Below are 16,205 nucleotides of genomic sequence, written 5' to 3'. Positions count from 1 at the left end.
GTTCTCATAGCGAGTGACGGGGGGGATGGCAATTCCCAAGGAAGGGATGAGCCGAGTGTGGCCTCACTGTGCCGGATCGTCGGGCGATTGACCTGTCGCAGCAATACCGAGGATAGCACCCAGCGGCATGTTGTCCGTCTCTCTAGCCCAATCCATATATCCAGTAGAGCTCCTACCTTTAACAAGCGCGGATGCGGGAGAGGGTTTCGAGAATGGTATGTCTCGCGTGAGTTCGAGATACTCGCCACGCCCGACTAGCTCGCCGTCCTCGATCAACTGCTGTCGAAGCTTTCTGACGTTCGCCGGCAAACTATCTGTGATTTTGGCATTGATCTTGGAGCCAGATATCAAGATATAGGCGCCGTTCTCGTATCGCAAAAACGCTCGGTCATCTGGGCGCCGTGGCAGAGTTGAATACAGGTTGAGCGACAGATCGTCATCGCCCGCGACCGGACCTTCAACTGGCTTGGAAGCCGGTAGGGATGCAAACGTGCGTTCCTGGACAGAGAACAGGTCATATCCCAACGCCTCAAGCACATATATCATGTTGTTGAGATAGGTCCGCATGGTCGCGATGTCCGCGCGAGGTAGGTTAGAACCTGTGGGTTTATTGGTGTTCGCAACCAGAACCTTGCCGCTGTTACCTTTCAAGATGGACCAGAGTTCGCGCTCGAGCCACTTAACGTGGGCTCGTGTCAAATTGTCGTCTTTGCTCGTGAAAATCAGAAAGGTGTCGAACTCGATCGGGAACTTGCCGCTCGTGTAACGTTGGGAGAAGTCGTCGCTTTCTCCAGCGTAAATTTCCGGCAGATCGTCATCCGCGCTCGAGCGGATCAGAAGATAGACGCATGATCGGCTGAGAACTTCATCTTCGAGCGCCTTCTTAAAGAACTCAGGTTGCCCGGTGATAGCGACGCCTGTCCAGTTGTCGAGCTCGACGGTTCTTAAACTTCGCGGGTCCTGACCGGTGATGAAAATCTTGACAACCCGTCCAACTGGGGCTTTCTCGCTAGACATGATCTACACTCATTCAAGAAAACGATCTAAAACAGTTTTATGTGCCAACTTATTGTAATGTCGATACGATATGGCGCCCTACGTTCTCTCGAAAAGGCTCCTCGATCGGAACGCGATAGCGGCACCCAAACAGTGTAAGGGACATCCTGGATGGTCTTTGCTCATGTCGGTGCCCTTGCTCGAACCGATCAATTTCTCTACCAATCGTAAGCTGAAAACGCCCAGAACGACGGTTGCGAGCTGGGCCTCACTTTTATTTCATGGATAGCTGATGGACGACATCTTGGACTTGGAGGCGCTGTCAGTAAAGCAGCTGATGGAAATAATCCGGGAGAAAACTGGGGCCGGAGTGAACCTTTCGTTTCCCGGCAAATTGCTGGCGCGTCAGATTGGTCGCCGCGTCCGTCCTCGAAGTCAACGCACAATCAAGTCGCTGAGTGTAGGCGACGAACGTGGCCAGGCACAGAATGTCATAATTGAAGGAGATAACCTTCAAGCGCTGGCCTCGCTTTATCGTGATCGCGGTCAAATCGACATGGTATTGACAGACCCGCCTTATAATACTGGCGGCGATTTTCGATACAACGATAAATGGGACACTGATCCGAACGACCCGGAACTGGGTGAATTTGTCGGCAGTGACGATCCTGCCAAGCACACCAAGTGGATGAAATTCATGTATCCGCGTCTGCAAATGATACGCGCGATGCTGAAACCGTCGGGCGTGCTTGCAATATGTATCGACAGTCGTGAACTTTTCCATCTCGGACAGATGCTCGACGAGATATTCGGTGAGACTAATCGGTTGGCGATCATTAATTGGCAAAAATCCTATTCACCGAGATCCGATAACCGGCACGTTTCAACAGCGACTGAGTATGTGCTTGTCTATGCGAAGGAAGAGAGAATTGCGAAGACTGGTCTTGAAATACGCACCGGCTCTATGGATGCACGCTACACAAGCAGGGACGGAGACAATCGGCTATGGAAGGCTGGCGATTTCTCGGGACCCAAAGCACTCACACATCAGGGGATGGTTTACGGTATTCAATCGCCGTTTACCGGTGTGATCCATTACCCTCCGACTGGACGGTGCTGGGTATTTCCCCAGGCAGATACGAAAAGACTTATCGAGGGCTGGGGAGCCACCTACGAGCTGCGAACCATTGATGACGCGAAGACTCGCGCCGATATCGTTGGCGTGGATGAAGCCAAGGTTAGGCCGGTAAAAGCACTTGTCCTCAAATCCTCAATCGAAGAAGCCAAGACCGCAGCGACTGAAAAAATAAAAGAAGGTCTTTGGCCGAAGATATTCTTCGGTATCAAGGGTGCCGGACGTCCGCAACAAAAGCGGTATCTTGAAGATGTAAAAAAAGGCCGTGTGCCTATGACCTATTGGGCGGACGAGGATATCGACGAGCCCGAGGTTCTCGGCGATGTCTCGTGGGATCATGAGGAGTCTGGACATAGCCAAACTGGCGTGAATGAGCTCACGGCAGTAGTTGGCTCCGGTCATGGTTTTGAAACCGTAAAGCCACTGAAGCTCATTACAAAACTCATTCAAATATGGTGCCCTCCCAAGGGAACGGTGCTCGATCCCTTTGCTGGTTCGGGCACAACAGGGCATGCAGTCCTCAAGCTGAATCACGAGCAGGAAGCTGATAGGCGATTCATCTTAATCGAGCAGGGGCGCCCTGAGAATGGCGACTCTTATGCAAAGACACTAACCGTTGATCGGCTCCGTCGTGTCGTAGAGGGTGCTTGGGTAGCAAAGGTAAAGGAGCCGCCATACCGGTCTGGCTTCACGTTCAAAACGCTGGAGAAAAAGGTCGACTCAAGAACTCTCTTGCTAATGGAGCGGGATGAAATGATCGACGCCGTTATCGCCTCGCATTCTAGCACAGGGAGTCGTCGATCGGCAGCACTCATCCCTGTCTATGATGAAAGAAAGCCCTACTCCTATCTTGTTGCACGGAATGCGGGCAATGAAGGCATATTTCTCGTTTGGACCGGAGCAGGCTCTAATACCGATCTGACAGAAGACGTATATGAGACCATAACCGATGAAGCGAGTGCTGCAGGATTGGCCGAGATATATCATGTATATAGTAGACGAAATTTGATCGTTACGGACGATGTCATTTGGTATCAGATACCGGATCGCATTTTGTCCGACTTTGGTTTGGATATTCGCACTGAGTCGTTTTTCGAGGACTGATATTAATGCCTATTGAGCTCTTCCAATTCCAACAAGATGCTGCGTCTCAGATAGCTGATCGCTATGTAGAGTATGCAGCGGACCCAATTGGGTTTGGACGGGGATCAAAGCGGCGAGACGTGCCTTTTTACCAAGCGTTATCTTCAATCACAGGATCGGGAAAGACACCTATACTTGCCCAATCGGTAAGCGAAATTTCTGCTCTGTCAGAGATGACGCCTGTAATATTATGGCTATCCAAGGGTAAGGTCGTTGTGCAGCAAAGTTACGCCAACCTTGCCGTAGGTGGTAAATACAACCACCTCTTGCCTGACATCACAGTGAGGTTGCTCAGCGAATACGATCCAGAGGATGTAGCTAATTCGGTAGAGACTCTCCTGTATTTCGCCACCGTTGGCACTTTCAATCAGAAAGATCGGGAAAAGAGCAATCTTAGAATTTTTGCTTTGGACACCGACAACATTGAAACGACGCGATGGGAAGCTTTAAAATCTCGTGAGACTGCTGACGGCAGACGTCGACCATTAGTCATCGTATATGACGAGGCGCAGAACCTTAGCGATCAGCAAACTACACTGTTGCTTGAGCTGCAGCCTGCAGCCTTCTTGCTTGCAAGCGCGACTCTTCGTCTGCCGGCTCAATTTGACGCTGAGGTCATTCAGCCGCTGCGCACTCAAGGCGACTTCGTTGACGACGATCTAATTACCTCTGTGAAATCCTCAACGGTGGTTTCTTCTGGACTCGTCAAGGGAATGATTGCCCTTGATGGAATCAATGCACCGATGCAGGAAACGATATCTGAAATGCTCTCAGATATGCGCGAAGCTGAAGCGGCGGCTAAGATGGAGAAAGTCAGCTTCGTCCCTAAGGCAATCTACGTTTGTAATACCAATGTTCTAGCTGACGATGCCGGACAAATGGATGATCCTAAACGGTTATTCGAGGAAAGGCAGGCCCCGCCAATCCTTATTTGGCGCTATCTGACAGAGCATTGCGACGTTTTACCAGAAGAGATCGCCGTATATGCTGATCTCAAGACCCACCGAGACTTCCCGCTGCCTTTAGACTTCACACTCTTCAATGGCGGTGAAAGTGACTACGAGAATTTCATTGCGGGAAACTACCGGCATATCATTTTCAACCAAACTCTTCAGGAAGGTTGGGATGATCCCAGTGTATACTTCGCTTACATTGACAAGACAATGGCATCCTCCGTGCAGGTTACGCAGGTAGTCGGAAGGGTGCTACGGCAACCGGGTTCGACTCACTACGAGTCTGATCGGCTTAATACTGCGCACTTTTATGTGCGAGTTGATCGGAACGATGTTTTCGCACAGGTTGTTGACGAGGTTCGCAAAGGGCTCGGTGGAGATGCACCTGAAGTTCGCATATTGACTTCGCCCCCTGGCACCGACGCACCAGAGAGTGTGCCTTCAAAAGAACTGCGAACAGTTCCGCGAGCCGCTATAGATAATACACCCACACTTTCTGCTGTTGAAAAGGTTCTATCGAAAATCCATGATTATTCTTTGGACACCGTGAATACGCGAGGAGTCGGTCGACGAAAAACAGTATTGCAAGTTATCGGGGCCCATGAAAGAGATGATGGTGATTGGGTTGAATTTGAACAATCCAATCGCGTCAATGCTCGCTGGGTTTTCCGTCGTGAGGTGGCGCGGCGTTATCGTCCAGCTCTGATGGTGATGAACACAGAGCTAAAGAAGTTTGACGCAAAGGTCGGTGTGGGTAGCAACGCATACGTAAGCTTGACTGACGGGGCAGCGGAAGTCGTCGATAACTACCTACGGCATGCGGTCATCAAGCAACTGAAACCTAATCCTTATGAAATTGGTGACACATTAGTGCGACGTAGCGCTATGGAGCGGTTTAACAATGCTCTCCATGAGGGTTATGACGGGCTAAACCCCACAGAACTGCGCTTCGCGAGAGCACTTGACGAGACGGGTTTGACTTGGGCAAGGAATCGGTCGCAGACTGGTTACAGGATCCCCTTGGTAACGTTAGGGCAGACTGTTTGGTTCTTCCCCGATTTCCTCATTTGGTCAGATGGAACGATCATTTGCATAGATACAAAAGGGGCGCACCTCATTGAGGCCGACGCCCGTCGAAAGCTCCTCTCGATACTCCCTCACAAAGATGTGCCGACTACGGTTCAAGTTAAATTTGTCGTGGAAGGGAAGTGGAAGTCAGATGGCACGCCTGACGATGCGGCGGGTTATTCGGTGTGGGAACTGGGTAGCGGTCGCGAACTGCGAGCAATCCCCTATGATGATTTAGAGGCGCTCGTAAGGTCTTTTTTGTCCCTTTAGTCACCAGATGTTGATTGCCGCTGAGCGCACTTACCTATTTTGATATCGGAAGATGAAGCCTCCAGAGACGCGCGACGTTTCCGAGATCGATGAACGCCTTCAGCTCGGGGACGTTCACCGACTGGCTCGGCGCTTCTGGACGTCGGTTTCGTAGCTCCCAGCGTGCTAAACACGCCAGCGAGTCGCCTTGGACGCTTTGCGAGACGGAATGATTATCGCACAAACATCTGGCAGAGCGCAGCGGCTTTCGCCATTTTCTCTTGAGTGTCCGAATCCGGCAACGGGGCAGCTATAATGAAGCTGAGATCGTTTAAGTCATTATCAGGATGAGCGGAAACTCGGACTGACATCCCGCTGCCCCAATGTCGAACCAAGTCGAATACCTTGTTTCCGAGATCGATATACATCACCCGTTCGTGGCTGACCTTCATCGACAAAAGATCCACGTCAGAAAGTTCGATGCTATCGCCAAACGCTGCAACATCCGCTTTTGTGCGAAAATCTGCGTTTTGCGACGGCCAGATATCGTGATCGAGCGGCACCGAAATCATCACGTATTGTTCGCCGTCACCACCACAGCGCAGCACGAACGTGCCTGAGCCTTTAATCGGCTGATCGTTGACCTTCATGTTTTCAAGATTGCTATACCACGTCACTTCAGAAGCCTTCGCTTTTACCGACATCTGGCTGGCACCTATAAACGCGTGAACTTGTGAGTCTTCGGCGAATGTTGTTGCGGGGATGATGAAGGCAGCGAGCAGGGTGACGGTAGCGGATTTCATGAGAACACCACGAGCATAGAGTTTCGGAACAACTGGCCGCACAAAAGGGAACCCTTCCCTCATAACGAACACGCGCCCCCGCGCACCGCGCTAACTCGCTGATTTCCTTCAGCGTGCTATCCGTGGCCAACAGAAAACCCTGCCTGCACAAAAAGGTTCCTTTAAATCAATACCTTGGCGTGCATTATGAACAGATACACCACCTATCAACGAATGGCAGCACGGAACAAACATGCGGAATTTCGGATATGCTCGCGTAAGCACCGTGGAGCAAAACATGGATCTCCAGCTCTCGGCGTTGAAAATAGCCGGCTGTGCGAAAATCCATGCCGACGAAGGGTTCTCCGGCTCAAACTTCGCCCGCCCTGGGCTGAGCAAGCTGCTCAAGCTATTGCGTCCCGGTGACACTCTCACCGTCTGGCGGCTGGACCGCCTCGGTCGATCGTTGTTCGAACTACTGACCCTCGTGCGAGATCTGAACGAGCGCGGCGTCGAATTCCGGTCTCTGAGCGAAAGCCTGGACACCAGCACTTCGGCCGGACGTCTACTGCTGCATGTTCTGGCAAGCATGGCAGAATTCGAGCGATCTCTGATCAGCGAGCGGACACGGGCGGGCATGGCTGCTGCTCGTGCTCGTGGCAGTCGGATCGGTAGACGTCCGGCGATGACGCCAGAGCAACTCGATGCGGCAAGGAAGGTGATCGAGCAAGATTGCCGCTCGGTCGCTGAGGTCGCGGATGAATACCGAATCCACCCGCGCACTCTTTCGCGACTACTGCGTGAGCAACCTGCTCGTTCGGTCCAATCAGCCTGAAGGTTGATTTGCCTTCTTCAGCGCTGCCTGCACCCAATGCCCTCCGACCAGCGGCATGCTCCCTTCTTCTCCCGCCAACTTCCTATTCAGCAGACGAGTAACGTCGCCATACGTGCGCTCCTTGCGAAACCAGGTAAGGTATTCGTGGCCGCAGAGCTTGCGCATGTCGGGATCGTAGCGGCGGGGGAAGGGCTCCCGGTCATGCTCGAGGAGCTCGCACACCTCCCGAAGCGAGAGCTGGACGCCATCGCGCGCACCCGCGCCAGAGCTGTCCTTGTTGTTAACGTAATGTTCGAAGCGGTTGCGGAAGAACCGGCGGGTATCAGTGATTTCCATCTGATTGTATCCTTACAGTAAGAAGATCGAGCGCCGAACCGGCGCGTCTCTAATGATCATGTCCGTTCCGGGGGTAACGTCTCGCCGGAGAGGCGCAATCTTATGTAATCGACTTCTATGTTAAGTATCTCTTTTAAAAGAAGAGTTACATAGAAGCCGATTACATCCTCCGGCTGGGAAAGCACCTATTCGGAGGTGGGGAGAAGTGCCGGGAGGATCTTAGCCTTTCCGCGACACATCTGGGTGTTCAGCCGGCTACGCTTGCGATCTGCCTCTAAGACAGGCGACGCCGATCCGGCGATGCGAATGGTCGAATTGATTGCGTCGGTAGCCGTGACCTTACAAAAAGCTGTAAGTGCGCAGGTGTCACAGGGGGCACGAGATACGTCGATGGTCTCGGCGATCGCGAAGCAGCTAGGAAGGAGATCAGCCGGATCAAGCTTGGCCACCGGTTCAGTTTCCCAAGCGCGATTGTCTGCGATGCTCCTAGCCCGGTGCTCAAGGTCGGCACAGTTCGCATCCGGAGGCGCTAGCGAGAGTGCCTGGCTTAACGTCAGGTGGCGCTTAACGAAAACCCGATCCGCAATCTGATCGTCGAGCATCCGGTTTTCGTGCCGCATCTCAGACAACATCAGGCTGCGAAAATGCCTCTGAGGCGGTAAGTCGAGATCATTCTCGATCCGGTAGTGGGGCATCTCGGCGACCTTCCTCATCCGGAGCGCGAGCAGATCCTCGACCTTCTCATCGAACACCGCCCACCAGGCTTCGACGTTCTTTCCCGATGCATGTAGCTGATGTGGAAGCATGTTCCAAAAGCGCTTCCGGCGAGATGAAAAGTCGAACGCGAAATCGATCAGCAAGTCATAGGGAACGAAGATAGCATCCGTGCGCGCCCTGGCGCGCCACAGGGCGGTAAACCATGCGGCACGAGCTGTAGGTAACCCGTTCTTGATACCCGAAACCCTCTCGGCACGTTCAGCGTCAACGTGCTGCCGGACATGGCGGCGAAGCCCTGCAATGTAGTGACGCCCGAAAAGCAAGGTTGCGTCTAAGGGTGACATAAAGCGATAGTCGAACCACCGCTTCATCATCAACTGGCTCTCGTCCTGCCAGTCCTTGGGATGCATGATAGTCCGCATCCGAACGACATCTTCGAGGCGCTTATTAAGCTTTTCCTGGTCCATAGGCATAGGTTCTCCTTCGGACGACGGATGCCGTCCGGCATAATGGTTGTTCGAGATGGCGAGCGCTTGCTTGCTTACTTGTATAGCGAGATCACGATCGGAGCGCATAAGATCGCGGAAGAAATATTCAGTCCCGATCGCACGCCCTTGACTCGAGGATTGGCGCCGGCGCGTTTCGTCATTCAAAATGCAGAATGATGCTGTCTATCTCGCAGCGCTTGCCTGTGAGCTTCCCTGTCGATTTTCGGCACGGGAGGATAGGACGCACGATTATCAGCGGCACAGAAAGCATCCCCATCACGCAGCTTGAATTTTTCTAGGACTTTGATGTCCCGGCGCGGCGCCACCGCACGCGCAGTCATTCAGCTTGCAGATGAATGAGGAGGTCAGGCGGCACCGGGTAAAGGCGAACGAAAGAGCGGCGCTCTCGGTTCTTCCATCCTCCACTCACACCAACCTATCGACATCGATCATAATCAAACCGAAGTTGAGGTCACCCACTGTGCAGACGGATACGCCTGCCTGGCACGTAGATCGATCAACCACAGAACCCAGTGAGTCTGATGCGAATATGCTTTCGGCACTGGGGATTAACGCGTCCCAGTTTCATACCAATGGTTTTCCTCGCCTGTATGGACTGCCAAGTATATTCTTGGATCTCCCCCCAGACGAGGTGGAACTGAGAAAGAGCCCGAACACAACCAAGGCGCGTCCAGACGCCTTTACAAACGCAGTAAAAAGCCGTTTCGACGCGGATTTGTAAACTTAAGGGAAAGAAACCGCAAGGTTTAGCCCGTTTCCGCAACGATTTCAGACTTAAACACAAGGTTTAGAACAACTTAAAATAGGTATATCGATGCGATTTTGACCTCAACCTTGACAAAGGCAAGGCTGATGCAAGGCCCTTGTCAAGGTTGCGGAGGTCAGATGTAAGGTGTGAAACGCGTTGAGATTAAGCAAGGCGGGCGACGAGATCATCAGCAGAGAGATGAGTATATCTCTTAAGCATCCGCAGCTCCTTGTGTCCCGAAATGCTGCTGACTTCGATCACATTCAGTCCCCTCTCGAACAGCCGGCTGACACCTTCGTGACGGAGATCGTGGAAGCGCAGCCCTTTGACATTTGCACGCACAAGCAGACGATACCACGCTTGCTCAAGTGAACCGGGAGCTATGGGAAAGACATGCGGCTGATCGACGTCCGCTTGGGTCCTCCATTCCGTCAGCGCATCAAACGCCCTCTGAGACAATGGCACCTCGCGTCCGGATCCGTTCTTCGTCATTGTCAGCGTGATCACGCGACGGTTATGCGAAATATCGCTCCATCGCAGTCCAAGGATTTCTCCGCGGCGCATCCCGGTCTCGATCGCGACGATCAACAAAGCCTTCATGAACGGGATCCTGCCGCCGTCGCACCCGTCGAGCAACTGCTGCTCCTCGTCGCCAACCAAACGGCGATTGCGTTCGTTCCGGATCACCGGACGACGCACAAGCTTGATGACGTTGCGGCTGAGCGGAAACCCCCAGTCGCGGATAGCGACCTCGATGACGTGACTTAGGATTGCCAGCTCGCGAACGGCGGTAGACGGAGCTACTGAGTGCAGCCGCTCATCTCGGAATGAGGCCGCATCCTGCTGGGAAAGCCCTATTAGCGTCCGGTGAGATAGATCATGCCGGCGTAACACATCAATGCGCTGACTCTCTTGAGTGAAGCCGCGCTTTGTTGGCGAAACCTCTTGCTGATAGCGCTCCAGCAGCTGACCGAGCGTCGTCGTCTCAAGGATCTTTGTGTCCGGAGCCATGCCGAAGCGGTCGACCTGGGTCTCCAGATCACGCGCCCACCTCTCTGCGTCTGCTTTACTGTCAAAGCTCTTTGCCCGTGGCTTCATTCCGCGGCGGCGCACTTGCGCTTGCCATCGCCCCCTGAGTTTTCTAATTGTAGCCATCTCAACCTCCGTTTGTGATCGAGATGATGCGTAGGATGCCCCGTTGAGGCGGCCAAGGATAATTCCGGTCGCTAATCGTAAAGATGGCATGCGATTTAAGACAGCGATAAAAAAGGGGGTCTGAAAGATCCTGGTTATACAATGAGCAAAGTCTCAACTCAGGCGGAAGCTGGCGCCTCGGAGTGGCTCACCAAACCATCGACCTCTCATATGGCGGATAACGACCCCAAATACGGCAGTCGAGAGCATTGATATCTCTGAGTCGATTGACGAATCGTCACGACAGAGAGTTGATACTGCACTGGGCGCTAAGCAGGGACGAGTATCAAATGAAAAATTTGCAACAAAAACTTCAAGATAGCCGAAATGGTAACGCCATTCTCTTCTGTGGTGCTGGCTTTACAGCGGACTGTTTAAATTTCGAGGACGACCCAGCACTGGGCGTAACGTTTCACCTGCTCGATATGATAAATTCCGAACTTAAGGAAAAGGGAAAACAGTCCGGATTTCGCGATATAAAAAACGCGGCCAAACGCTTTAAGTTGGATATTGGCGCATTCCACTTAATGCAGATGCTAAAAAATAGATTTCATATAAGTAGAATTTCATCATCAATAGAATCTATCCTCGAATTTCCTTGGACATCAATTTATACAACAAACTATGATAATGGAATTGAAATTGGTCTTCAGAATACGCGAAAGAAACATACGACCCTCAATAATCTGGATGATCCCAGCAGTCCGACATCGGGAGTTCCCGTTGTTCATCTCCATGGATTTGCTGAGACTTGGACCAGCGAGAATTTCGAGCGAAGCTGCATTCTAGATGCTGATTCTTATCGGCATCTTAGTGGCGTCAGCAATTGGATGGAACGCCTTCGATCCGAAATTGAACGCGCTGAAATTGTAGTTTTTTTAGGCTTTAGTGCAGCTGATTTTCATCTATCGCAGGTCTTTTTCAACGCGACGGGCCTACAGAACAAGGCGTTCTTCATCAATCGGCCGACCGCCTCTCCGGATCCAGATGAGCGCGCGACCCAAGAAGAATTTGGCGAAGTCCTCTATATAGGTCGGGAGACGTTGGCCGATCAGATCCTGCAGATTCTTAAACAGGATGCCCCAAAAGAACCTCCCCTTGCATCTTTCGAGCGATTTGTCCTTCCCGAGACGACATCTTCTGTTCCGCCTGTTGGCGCTATCGAGGACTTATTCATTTGGGGAAAGGTCGATAGGTCGCAAATCAAACGAGATTGGGACGTAGGGGCGCCTGACTATCACGTCCTGCGAGATGAAGCAGCTCAGATCGTCGAACATTTGAATACGCGAGGAAACATCGCTTTTGTTCACGGCGACATCTGCGAGGGAAAAAGTTTGGCCATACTTGGCGCAGAAATCCAAATCGCTCGTGGCCGACCCGTCTTCCAACTCAAGCATTTCTATTCGGATCTTCTTAATGAAGTATCGTCCATCTTCGCATCGTATCCTGATGCAGTGCTAGTAGTTGAGGGGTGCTTTGCCCTGCGCGAGGATAGATTAACGGCTCTTGTTCGCCAAATTTCAGCGAGCGAGGGCGGTATGATATTGTCGGCAAGAAGCATCGCAACAGAGGCAGAATCAGAAAAGCTAAGGGTTATACGGACGATCCCATCAGCTACTGATATCCGCCTGGGGAAAATAAAAGGCGCCGAAGTCGATAGCTTGATTGCTCTTATTGACCAAATCGCCGGCTGGCGCGAATTTCGCGCTTTGACCTTAAGCGATCGCCGAAGGTTTATAGAGCGAGATTGCGGAGGCGTCTTCCCAAGCGTTCTGCTGCGCCTACTCAGGTCAAATTACGTGCGGAACGCCTATCTGGCGGAATACAACAAGCTCAGCGGTATTGAGCTTAACGACAAGCGCATGATGATCACCGCTCTTATCATTGCGGGAATAGGGTTTGACGCACCAGCGTCTTTTCTTAGCGAGGCGTTCGAAAAAGACTGCTTAGCCACCATAAAGAAAATATCGAGTGATACGGATGGCCTGAAGCTTGTTCGCGTAGATGGAGATTTTGTAAAAACCATACCTTCAATCGGCGCAAGAAATTTACTGTCAAATGTAATAGACGATAAAGAAATTGTAGATACAACAATATACATACTGAATTACATAAGAAATAAATACAGAAGAAGCGAATTTGAAAACCACATATTCACGCAACTAATGAGATACTCTATACTTTCCTCCGTCGTTAGTGACGATGGAGAGGTGAATCGCTTCTTCGACAATATATCAAAGGTATCTTATTTCAGGGAGCTTCCTCTCTTTTGGCTTCAATGGCACATGGCAATGAGCGCCCAAAAGAGCTGGCTGAAGGCCGAAGAATACTTATCAATGGGGTATACGGCTGCAGACGCTTACGACAAGAAAAGGGACGACAAATTCAACCGGAAACAGCTTGAAGACCGAAAAGCAAAATTTCTCGCTTCGCGCGCTATAGCAACCGACCGAGCAGGCGTTGAATTGTTTAGAGATATGAAAGAGGCGGCGGATATAGTCGGACGATTAATGCGAGACGCCCAACTTACTCATCATCCATACGAGACGCTCCTGCAAATCATGCAGGTGATCGAAGCGAAAGGCGCAACTATCCCTAAGGATCTCGCGAAAATTCTCGCCGGGCAGCTTACAGACATTACAGGTCGAGCCGCGACTAGAGTCGGCATTGTTCCCGAAGGTTATCAGCGCAGCCACGCCGCATCAGCAATGAATGAGATAGAACCCATAGCAGCACTGCTACGATGAAGCCGACCTGACTTTATCCAGTAGCGGTGACGTCTAAAAAAACCGCATTGAAATCAACTGGTGCGGCGGGATTTTCCCGTCGCATCGGCCCAAGACAAAGAGGAATGAAGTCGTGTAGTGCCTCTAGTGTGGCGCCAGCCAATTCAGGCGCGAGCTCCAAAGCTCGAGGAAATTCAACTAATCTCGGGGAAGCCTTACGGCTAAAGGCCAAAATGGCGGAGAGGGTGGGATTTGAACCCACGATGCCCTTGCAGGCATGCCGCATTTCGAGTGCGGTGCATTCGACCACTCTGCCACCTCTCCGGTTATGCTGGTCGGCGCGTTTAGAGCGCGGCGTTCTCATAGCGAGAGACGACAGCGATGGCAAGGGTGAATATTCAAGCTTTTCATCCTTTTGCCTTGACAGATCTGAGGCCCTTATGTATCCCCGCAACGCAATAGGTGTGGATAAGTCCGTACCTTGGCCGCCTCGCTCTGTGCGGGGCTTCACCGGCAGATCTTTCTTGAGGCCGCAAGCCTTTGAAATCCCTGCTAAGTTTCGACTGATAAAAAGACGGCCATTTGTCCTTCGGGACAAGAGAGCCGGAACGAACATGAAAGGATAAAAAATGTTCGCAGTCATCAAGACCGGCGGTAAACAGTACCGCGTGGCAGCCAACGACGTGCTGACCATCGAGAAGCTGGAAGTTGTCGCCGGCGACACCGTAGAATTCACCGAAGTCCTCGTTATCGGCGAAGGCGCCGACGCTGCGATTGGTGCTCCCTTCGTCAAGGGCGCTTCCGTCAAGGCCGAAGTGGTCGAGCACAACCGCGGCAAGAAGGTTATCGCCTTCAAGAAGCGCCGCCGTCAAAACTCGAAGCGTTCGCGCGGCCATCGCCAGCATCACACGGTTGTCCGCATCACGGACATCGTGGCTGCCAAGTAAGATCACGGGACAAGGTTTAAAGGAGAACTCCAATGGCACACAAAAAAGCTGGCGGTTCGTCGCGCAATGGTCGCGATTCGCAATCCAAGCGCCTTGGCGTGAAGAAGTTCGGCGGCGAAGCCGTCATCGCGGGCAACATTATCGTGCGTCAGCGCGGTACCGAATGGCATCCGGGCACCAATGTCGGTCTCGGCAAGGATCACACCATTTTTGCGCTTACGGCCGGCAATGTGAACTACCGTACGAAGGCCAATGGCCGCGTGTACGTGTCTGTCATGCCGAAAGCGGAAGCAGCGGAATAACCGGTAGCGCTCGAAAACAGCCGGTGTCTCATTGACCCGGCTGACGCATCAGGTTCAGTCAAGAAAAGGGGAGATGGGACACCATCTCCCCTTTTTCTTTAACCTCAAGGAGGACTGAACCATGCAAGGCGAATTGTTAAGGGAAGACCAATCAAGGTCTCCCGAAGAACGGCTGAGGCCGGAGCGGTTAAGGACCGATTGCCCTGTCTTGTTATCGGAAAGGCTCGTTCTGCGCGCGCCCCACGAAGAAGACATTGACGCCCTTGCCCATCTTGCCAACAACGCCAACGTCGCCACTATGGTATCGCGTATGCCGCATCCGTATACGACCAATGATGCCGCCGATTTCGTGCGACGCACGAAACTTGGCGAGATTGGCAAGTGCGTCTATGCGATTACCAAAGCCGACAACGGCGCCTTTCTCGGTTGCTGCGGCGTCGAGCCGACAGCTGACCCGGAGACCGTCGAGATCGGCTATTGGCTGGGTGAGCCCCACTGGAACCAGGGTTATACGACGGAAGCCGCCCATGCCCTGATCGACATGGTCTTCCGCACGCGCGAAAACGTCGCCCAGATCGATGCTCGTTGCCGGGTCATGAACGTCGCTTCGAGACGGGTCGTGCAGAAGTGCGGCTTCCAGTTCCAGGGATCCGGCCTTGCCGCGTCGCTAGCGCTCGGCAGCACGGTATCGGTCGAATGGTATCGGCTCGATCGCAAGACCTGGATGTCGCTGCGAAGCTGGGGAGGTCTGAGATGAACGCCCTCGCCCTTCCCCGCCGCGACGTCAGGATCCTGACACCAGGACCGACACCGATCATCCAGACCGCGCTGCTGACATTGCGTCCGCATCGGCTGAGCGATGCCGATGCGATCACGGAATCCCTGTCGGATTTCGCTGTTACACGCATGCTCGCCCGCGTGCCGACGCCCTATGACCGGCAGGATGCGCTGGACTGGCTGGTCCAGCACACAGCCGGCCTCGACAGCGGCTGGGACCTAGCGGTCACCGAGAAAGACGATGTCCATATCGGCATGGTCGGCATCGATCTCAGGCATGGCCGCTGGCATCTCGGCTACTGGCTGAACCGCTACTACTGGCGGCGCGGCATCATGGGCGAAGCGGTCGGGGCAACGCTTGAGCGTTTTGCCCGCCGCATGCCCGACGTCGCCGTGTTCTCCGGCATCTTTGCCGACAACCCGGCCTCGTTGAAGCTGCAGCAGAAGCTTGGCTTCGAGATCATCGGCTGCTCGGAGGTCTACAGCTTTGCCCGCAACACCATGGTTCCGCATATCGAAACCGTGCTGAAGCCGGGCGCGCTGCGGCTCTCGCGGCCGGCGTGAAGCCCTGAAAATCAGTCATCGCCGGTTCCGCCGGCGATGACATGCCGTCCATCTATCTCTAGCCGCCGGATGTGAGATCGGAGGCGTCGGCAGAATTGATCGCATGATCCTTGATGTTATGGGTCATCGACCGCACGATAGTCTTTGACCTCCGGCTGAACCGCCTATATCGAAGGCGACATGACGGGCAAATGACCGCACCGCATATCCCAGCGAATATGCAA

13 protein-coding genes and 1 tRNA gene are annotated in these 16,205 nt (G+C 52.9%); 8 read left to right on the top strand and 6 right to left on the bottom strand.

What is annotated here, in order from left to right:
• Positions 1–63: 63 nt before the first annotated feature.
• Positions 64–1,017: a DUF4357 domain-containing protein gene (locus tag PMI03_RS23055; protein WP_007698890.1), complete on the bottom strand. Its 954-nt coding sequence runs from the start codon at positions 1,015–1,017 to the stop codon at positions 64–66.
• 271 nt (positions 1,018–1,288) lie between these two features.
• Here PMI03_RS23055 and PMI03_RS23050 point away from each other — a divergent pair, with 271 nt between their 5' ends.
• Complete coding sequence (locus PMI03_RS23050; RefSeq protein WP_007698887.1) at positions 1,289–3,235, top strand: site-specific DNA-methyltransferase; 1,947 nt, start codon at positions 1,289–1,291, stop codon at positions 3,233–3,235.
• Between the two features lie 5 nt (positions 3,236–3,240).
• On the top strand, positions 3,241–5,565 hold the full coding sequence (locus tag PMI03_RS23045; RefSeq protein WP_007698884.1) for a hypothetical protein: 2,325 nt from the start codon (positions 3,241–3,243) through the stop codon (positions 5,563–5,565).
• 212 nt (positions 5,566–5,777) lie between these two features.
• On the opposite strand, the gene PMI03_RS23040 is transcribed toward PMI03_RS23045, so the two are convergent.
• Entirely contained in the window at positions 5,778–6,347 is a 570-nt protein-coding gene (locus PMI03_RS23040; protein ID WP_007698875.1) for a hypothetical protein, read from the bottom strand.
• A gap of 232 nt (positions 6,348–6,579) precedes the next feature.
• Between PMI03_RS23040 and PMI03_RS23035 the strand changes: the two genes are divergently transcribed.
• Complete coding sequence (locus PMI03_RS23035) at positions 6,580–7,161, top strand: recombinase family protein (RefSeq protein ID WP_007698873.1); 582 nt, start codon at positions 6,580–6,582, stop codon at positions 7,159–7,161.
• Here PMI03_RS23035 and PMI03_RS23030 read toward each other — a convergent pair.
• From PMI03_RS23030 to PMI03_RS23020, 3 genes are all read right to left on the bottom strand, one after another.
• Positions 7,153–7,497 carry a hypothetical protein gene (locus tag PMI03_RS23030; protein ID WP_007698870.1) on the bottom strand — a complete coding sequence of 115 codons (345 nt, stop codon included), beginning with the start codon at positions 7,495–7,497 and terminating at the stop codon, positions 7,153–7,155. The genes PMI03_RS23035 and PMI03_RS23030 overlap by 9 nt on opposite strands.
• 185 nt (positions 7,498–7,682) lie before the next feature.
• Positions 7,683–8,681 carry a hypothetical protein gene (locus PMI03_RS23025; protein WP_309574475.1) on the bottom strand — a complete coding sequence of 333 codons (999 nt, stop codon included), beginning with the start codon at positions 8,679–8,681 and terminating at the stop codon, positions 7,683–7,685.
• Between the two features lie 952 nt (positions 8,682–9,633).
• Positions 9,634–10,626 (bottom strand): site-specific integrase, encoded by a 993-nt coding sequence (locus PMI03_RS23020; RefSeq protein WP_007698864.1) that lies wholly within the window; start codon positions 10,624–10,626, stop codon positions 9,634–9,636.
• A gap of 329 nt (positions 10,627–10,955) precedes the next feature.
• On the opposite strand from PMI03_RS23020, the gene PMI03_RS23015 reads away from it, so the two are divergent.
• Positions 10,956–13,412: an SIR2 family protein gene (locus PMI03_RS23015; RefSeq protein ID WP_007698860.1), complete on the top strand. Its 2,457-nt coding sequence runs from the start codon at positions 10,956–10,958 to the stop codon at positions 13,410–13,412.
• 213 nt (positions 13,413–13,625) lie between these two features.
• On the opposite strand, the gene PMI03_RS23010 is transcribed toward PMI03_RS23015, so the two are convergent.
• Positions 13,626–13,715, bottom strand: a tRNA-Ser gene (locus PMI03_RS23010).
• Positions 13,716–14,020: 305 nt separating this feature from the next.
• On the opposite strand from PMI03_RS23010, the gene rplU reads away from it, so the two are divergent.
• The 4 genes from rplU to PMI03_RS22990 all read left to right on the top strand — a co-directional run bounded on the left by rplU (position 14,021) and on the right by PMI03_RS22990 (position 15,981).
• The gene (gene rplU, locus PMI03_RS23005) at positions 14,021–14,338 is read left to right on the top strand and encodes a 50S ribosomal protein L21 (protein WP_007698856.1); all 318 of its coding nucleotides are present in this window, start codon (positions 14,021–14,023) and stop codon (positions 14,336–14,338) included.
• Positions 14,339–14,370: 32 nt separating this feature from the next.
• On the top strand, positions 14,371–14,640 hold the full coding sequence (gene rpmA / locus PMI03_RS23000) for a 50S ribosomal protein L27 (RefSeq protein WP_007698853.1): 270 nt from the start codon (positions 14,371–14,373) through the stop codon (positions 14,638–14,640).
• A gap of 121 nt (positions 14,641–14,761) precedes the next feature.
• Entirely contained in the window at positions 14,762–15,397 is a 636-nt protein-coding gene (locus PMI03_RS22995; RefSeq protein WP_007698850.1) for a GNAT family N-acetyltransferase, read from the top strand.
• Complete coding sequence (locus PMI03_RS22990) at positions 15,394–15,981, top strand: GNAT family N-acetyltransferase (RefSeq protein WP_007698845.1); 588 nt, start codon at positions 15,394–15,396, stop codon at positions 15,979–15,981. The genes PMI03_RS22995 and PMI03_RS22990 overlap by 4 nt, the downstream gene beginning before the upstream one ends.
• Positions 15,982–16,205 lie beyond the last annotated feature (224 nt).

It is taken from the genome of Rhizobium sp. AP16 (assembly GCF_000281735.1).
Taxonomy (GTDB): domain Bacteria; phylum Pseudomonadota; class Alphaproteobacteria; order Rhizobiales; family Rhizobiaceae; genus Rhizobium; species Rhizobium rhizogenes.
Note: the sequence above shows the minus strand (reverse complement) of the source record. Positions and strands in the feature narration are given on the sequence as shown.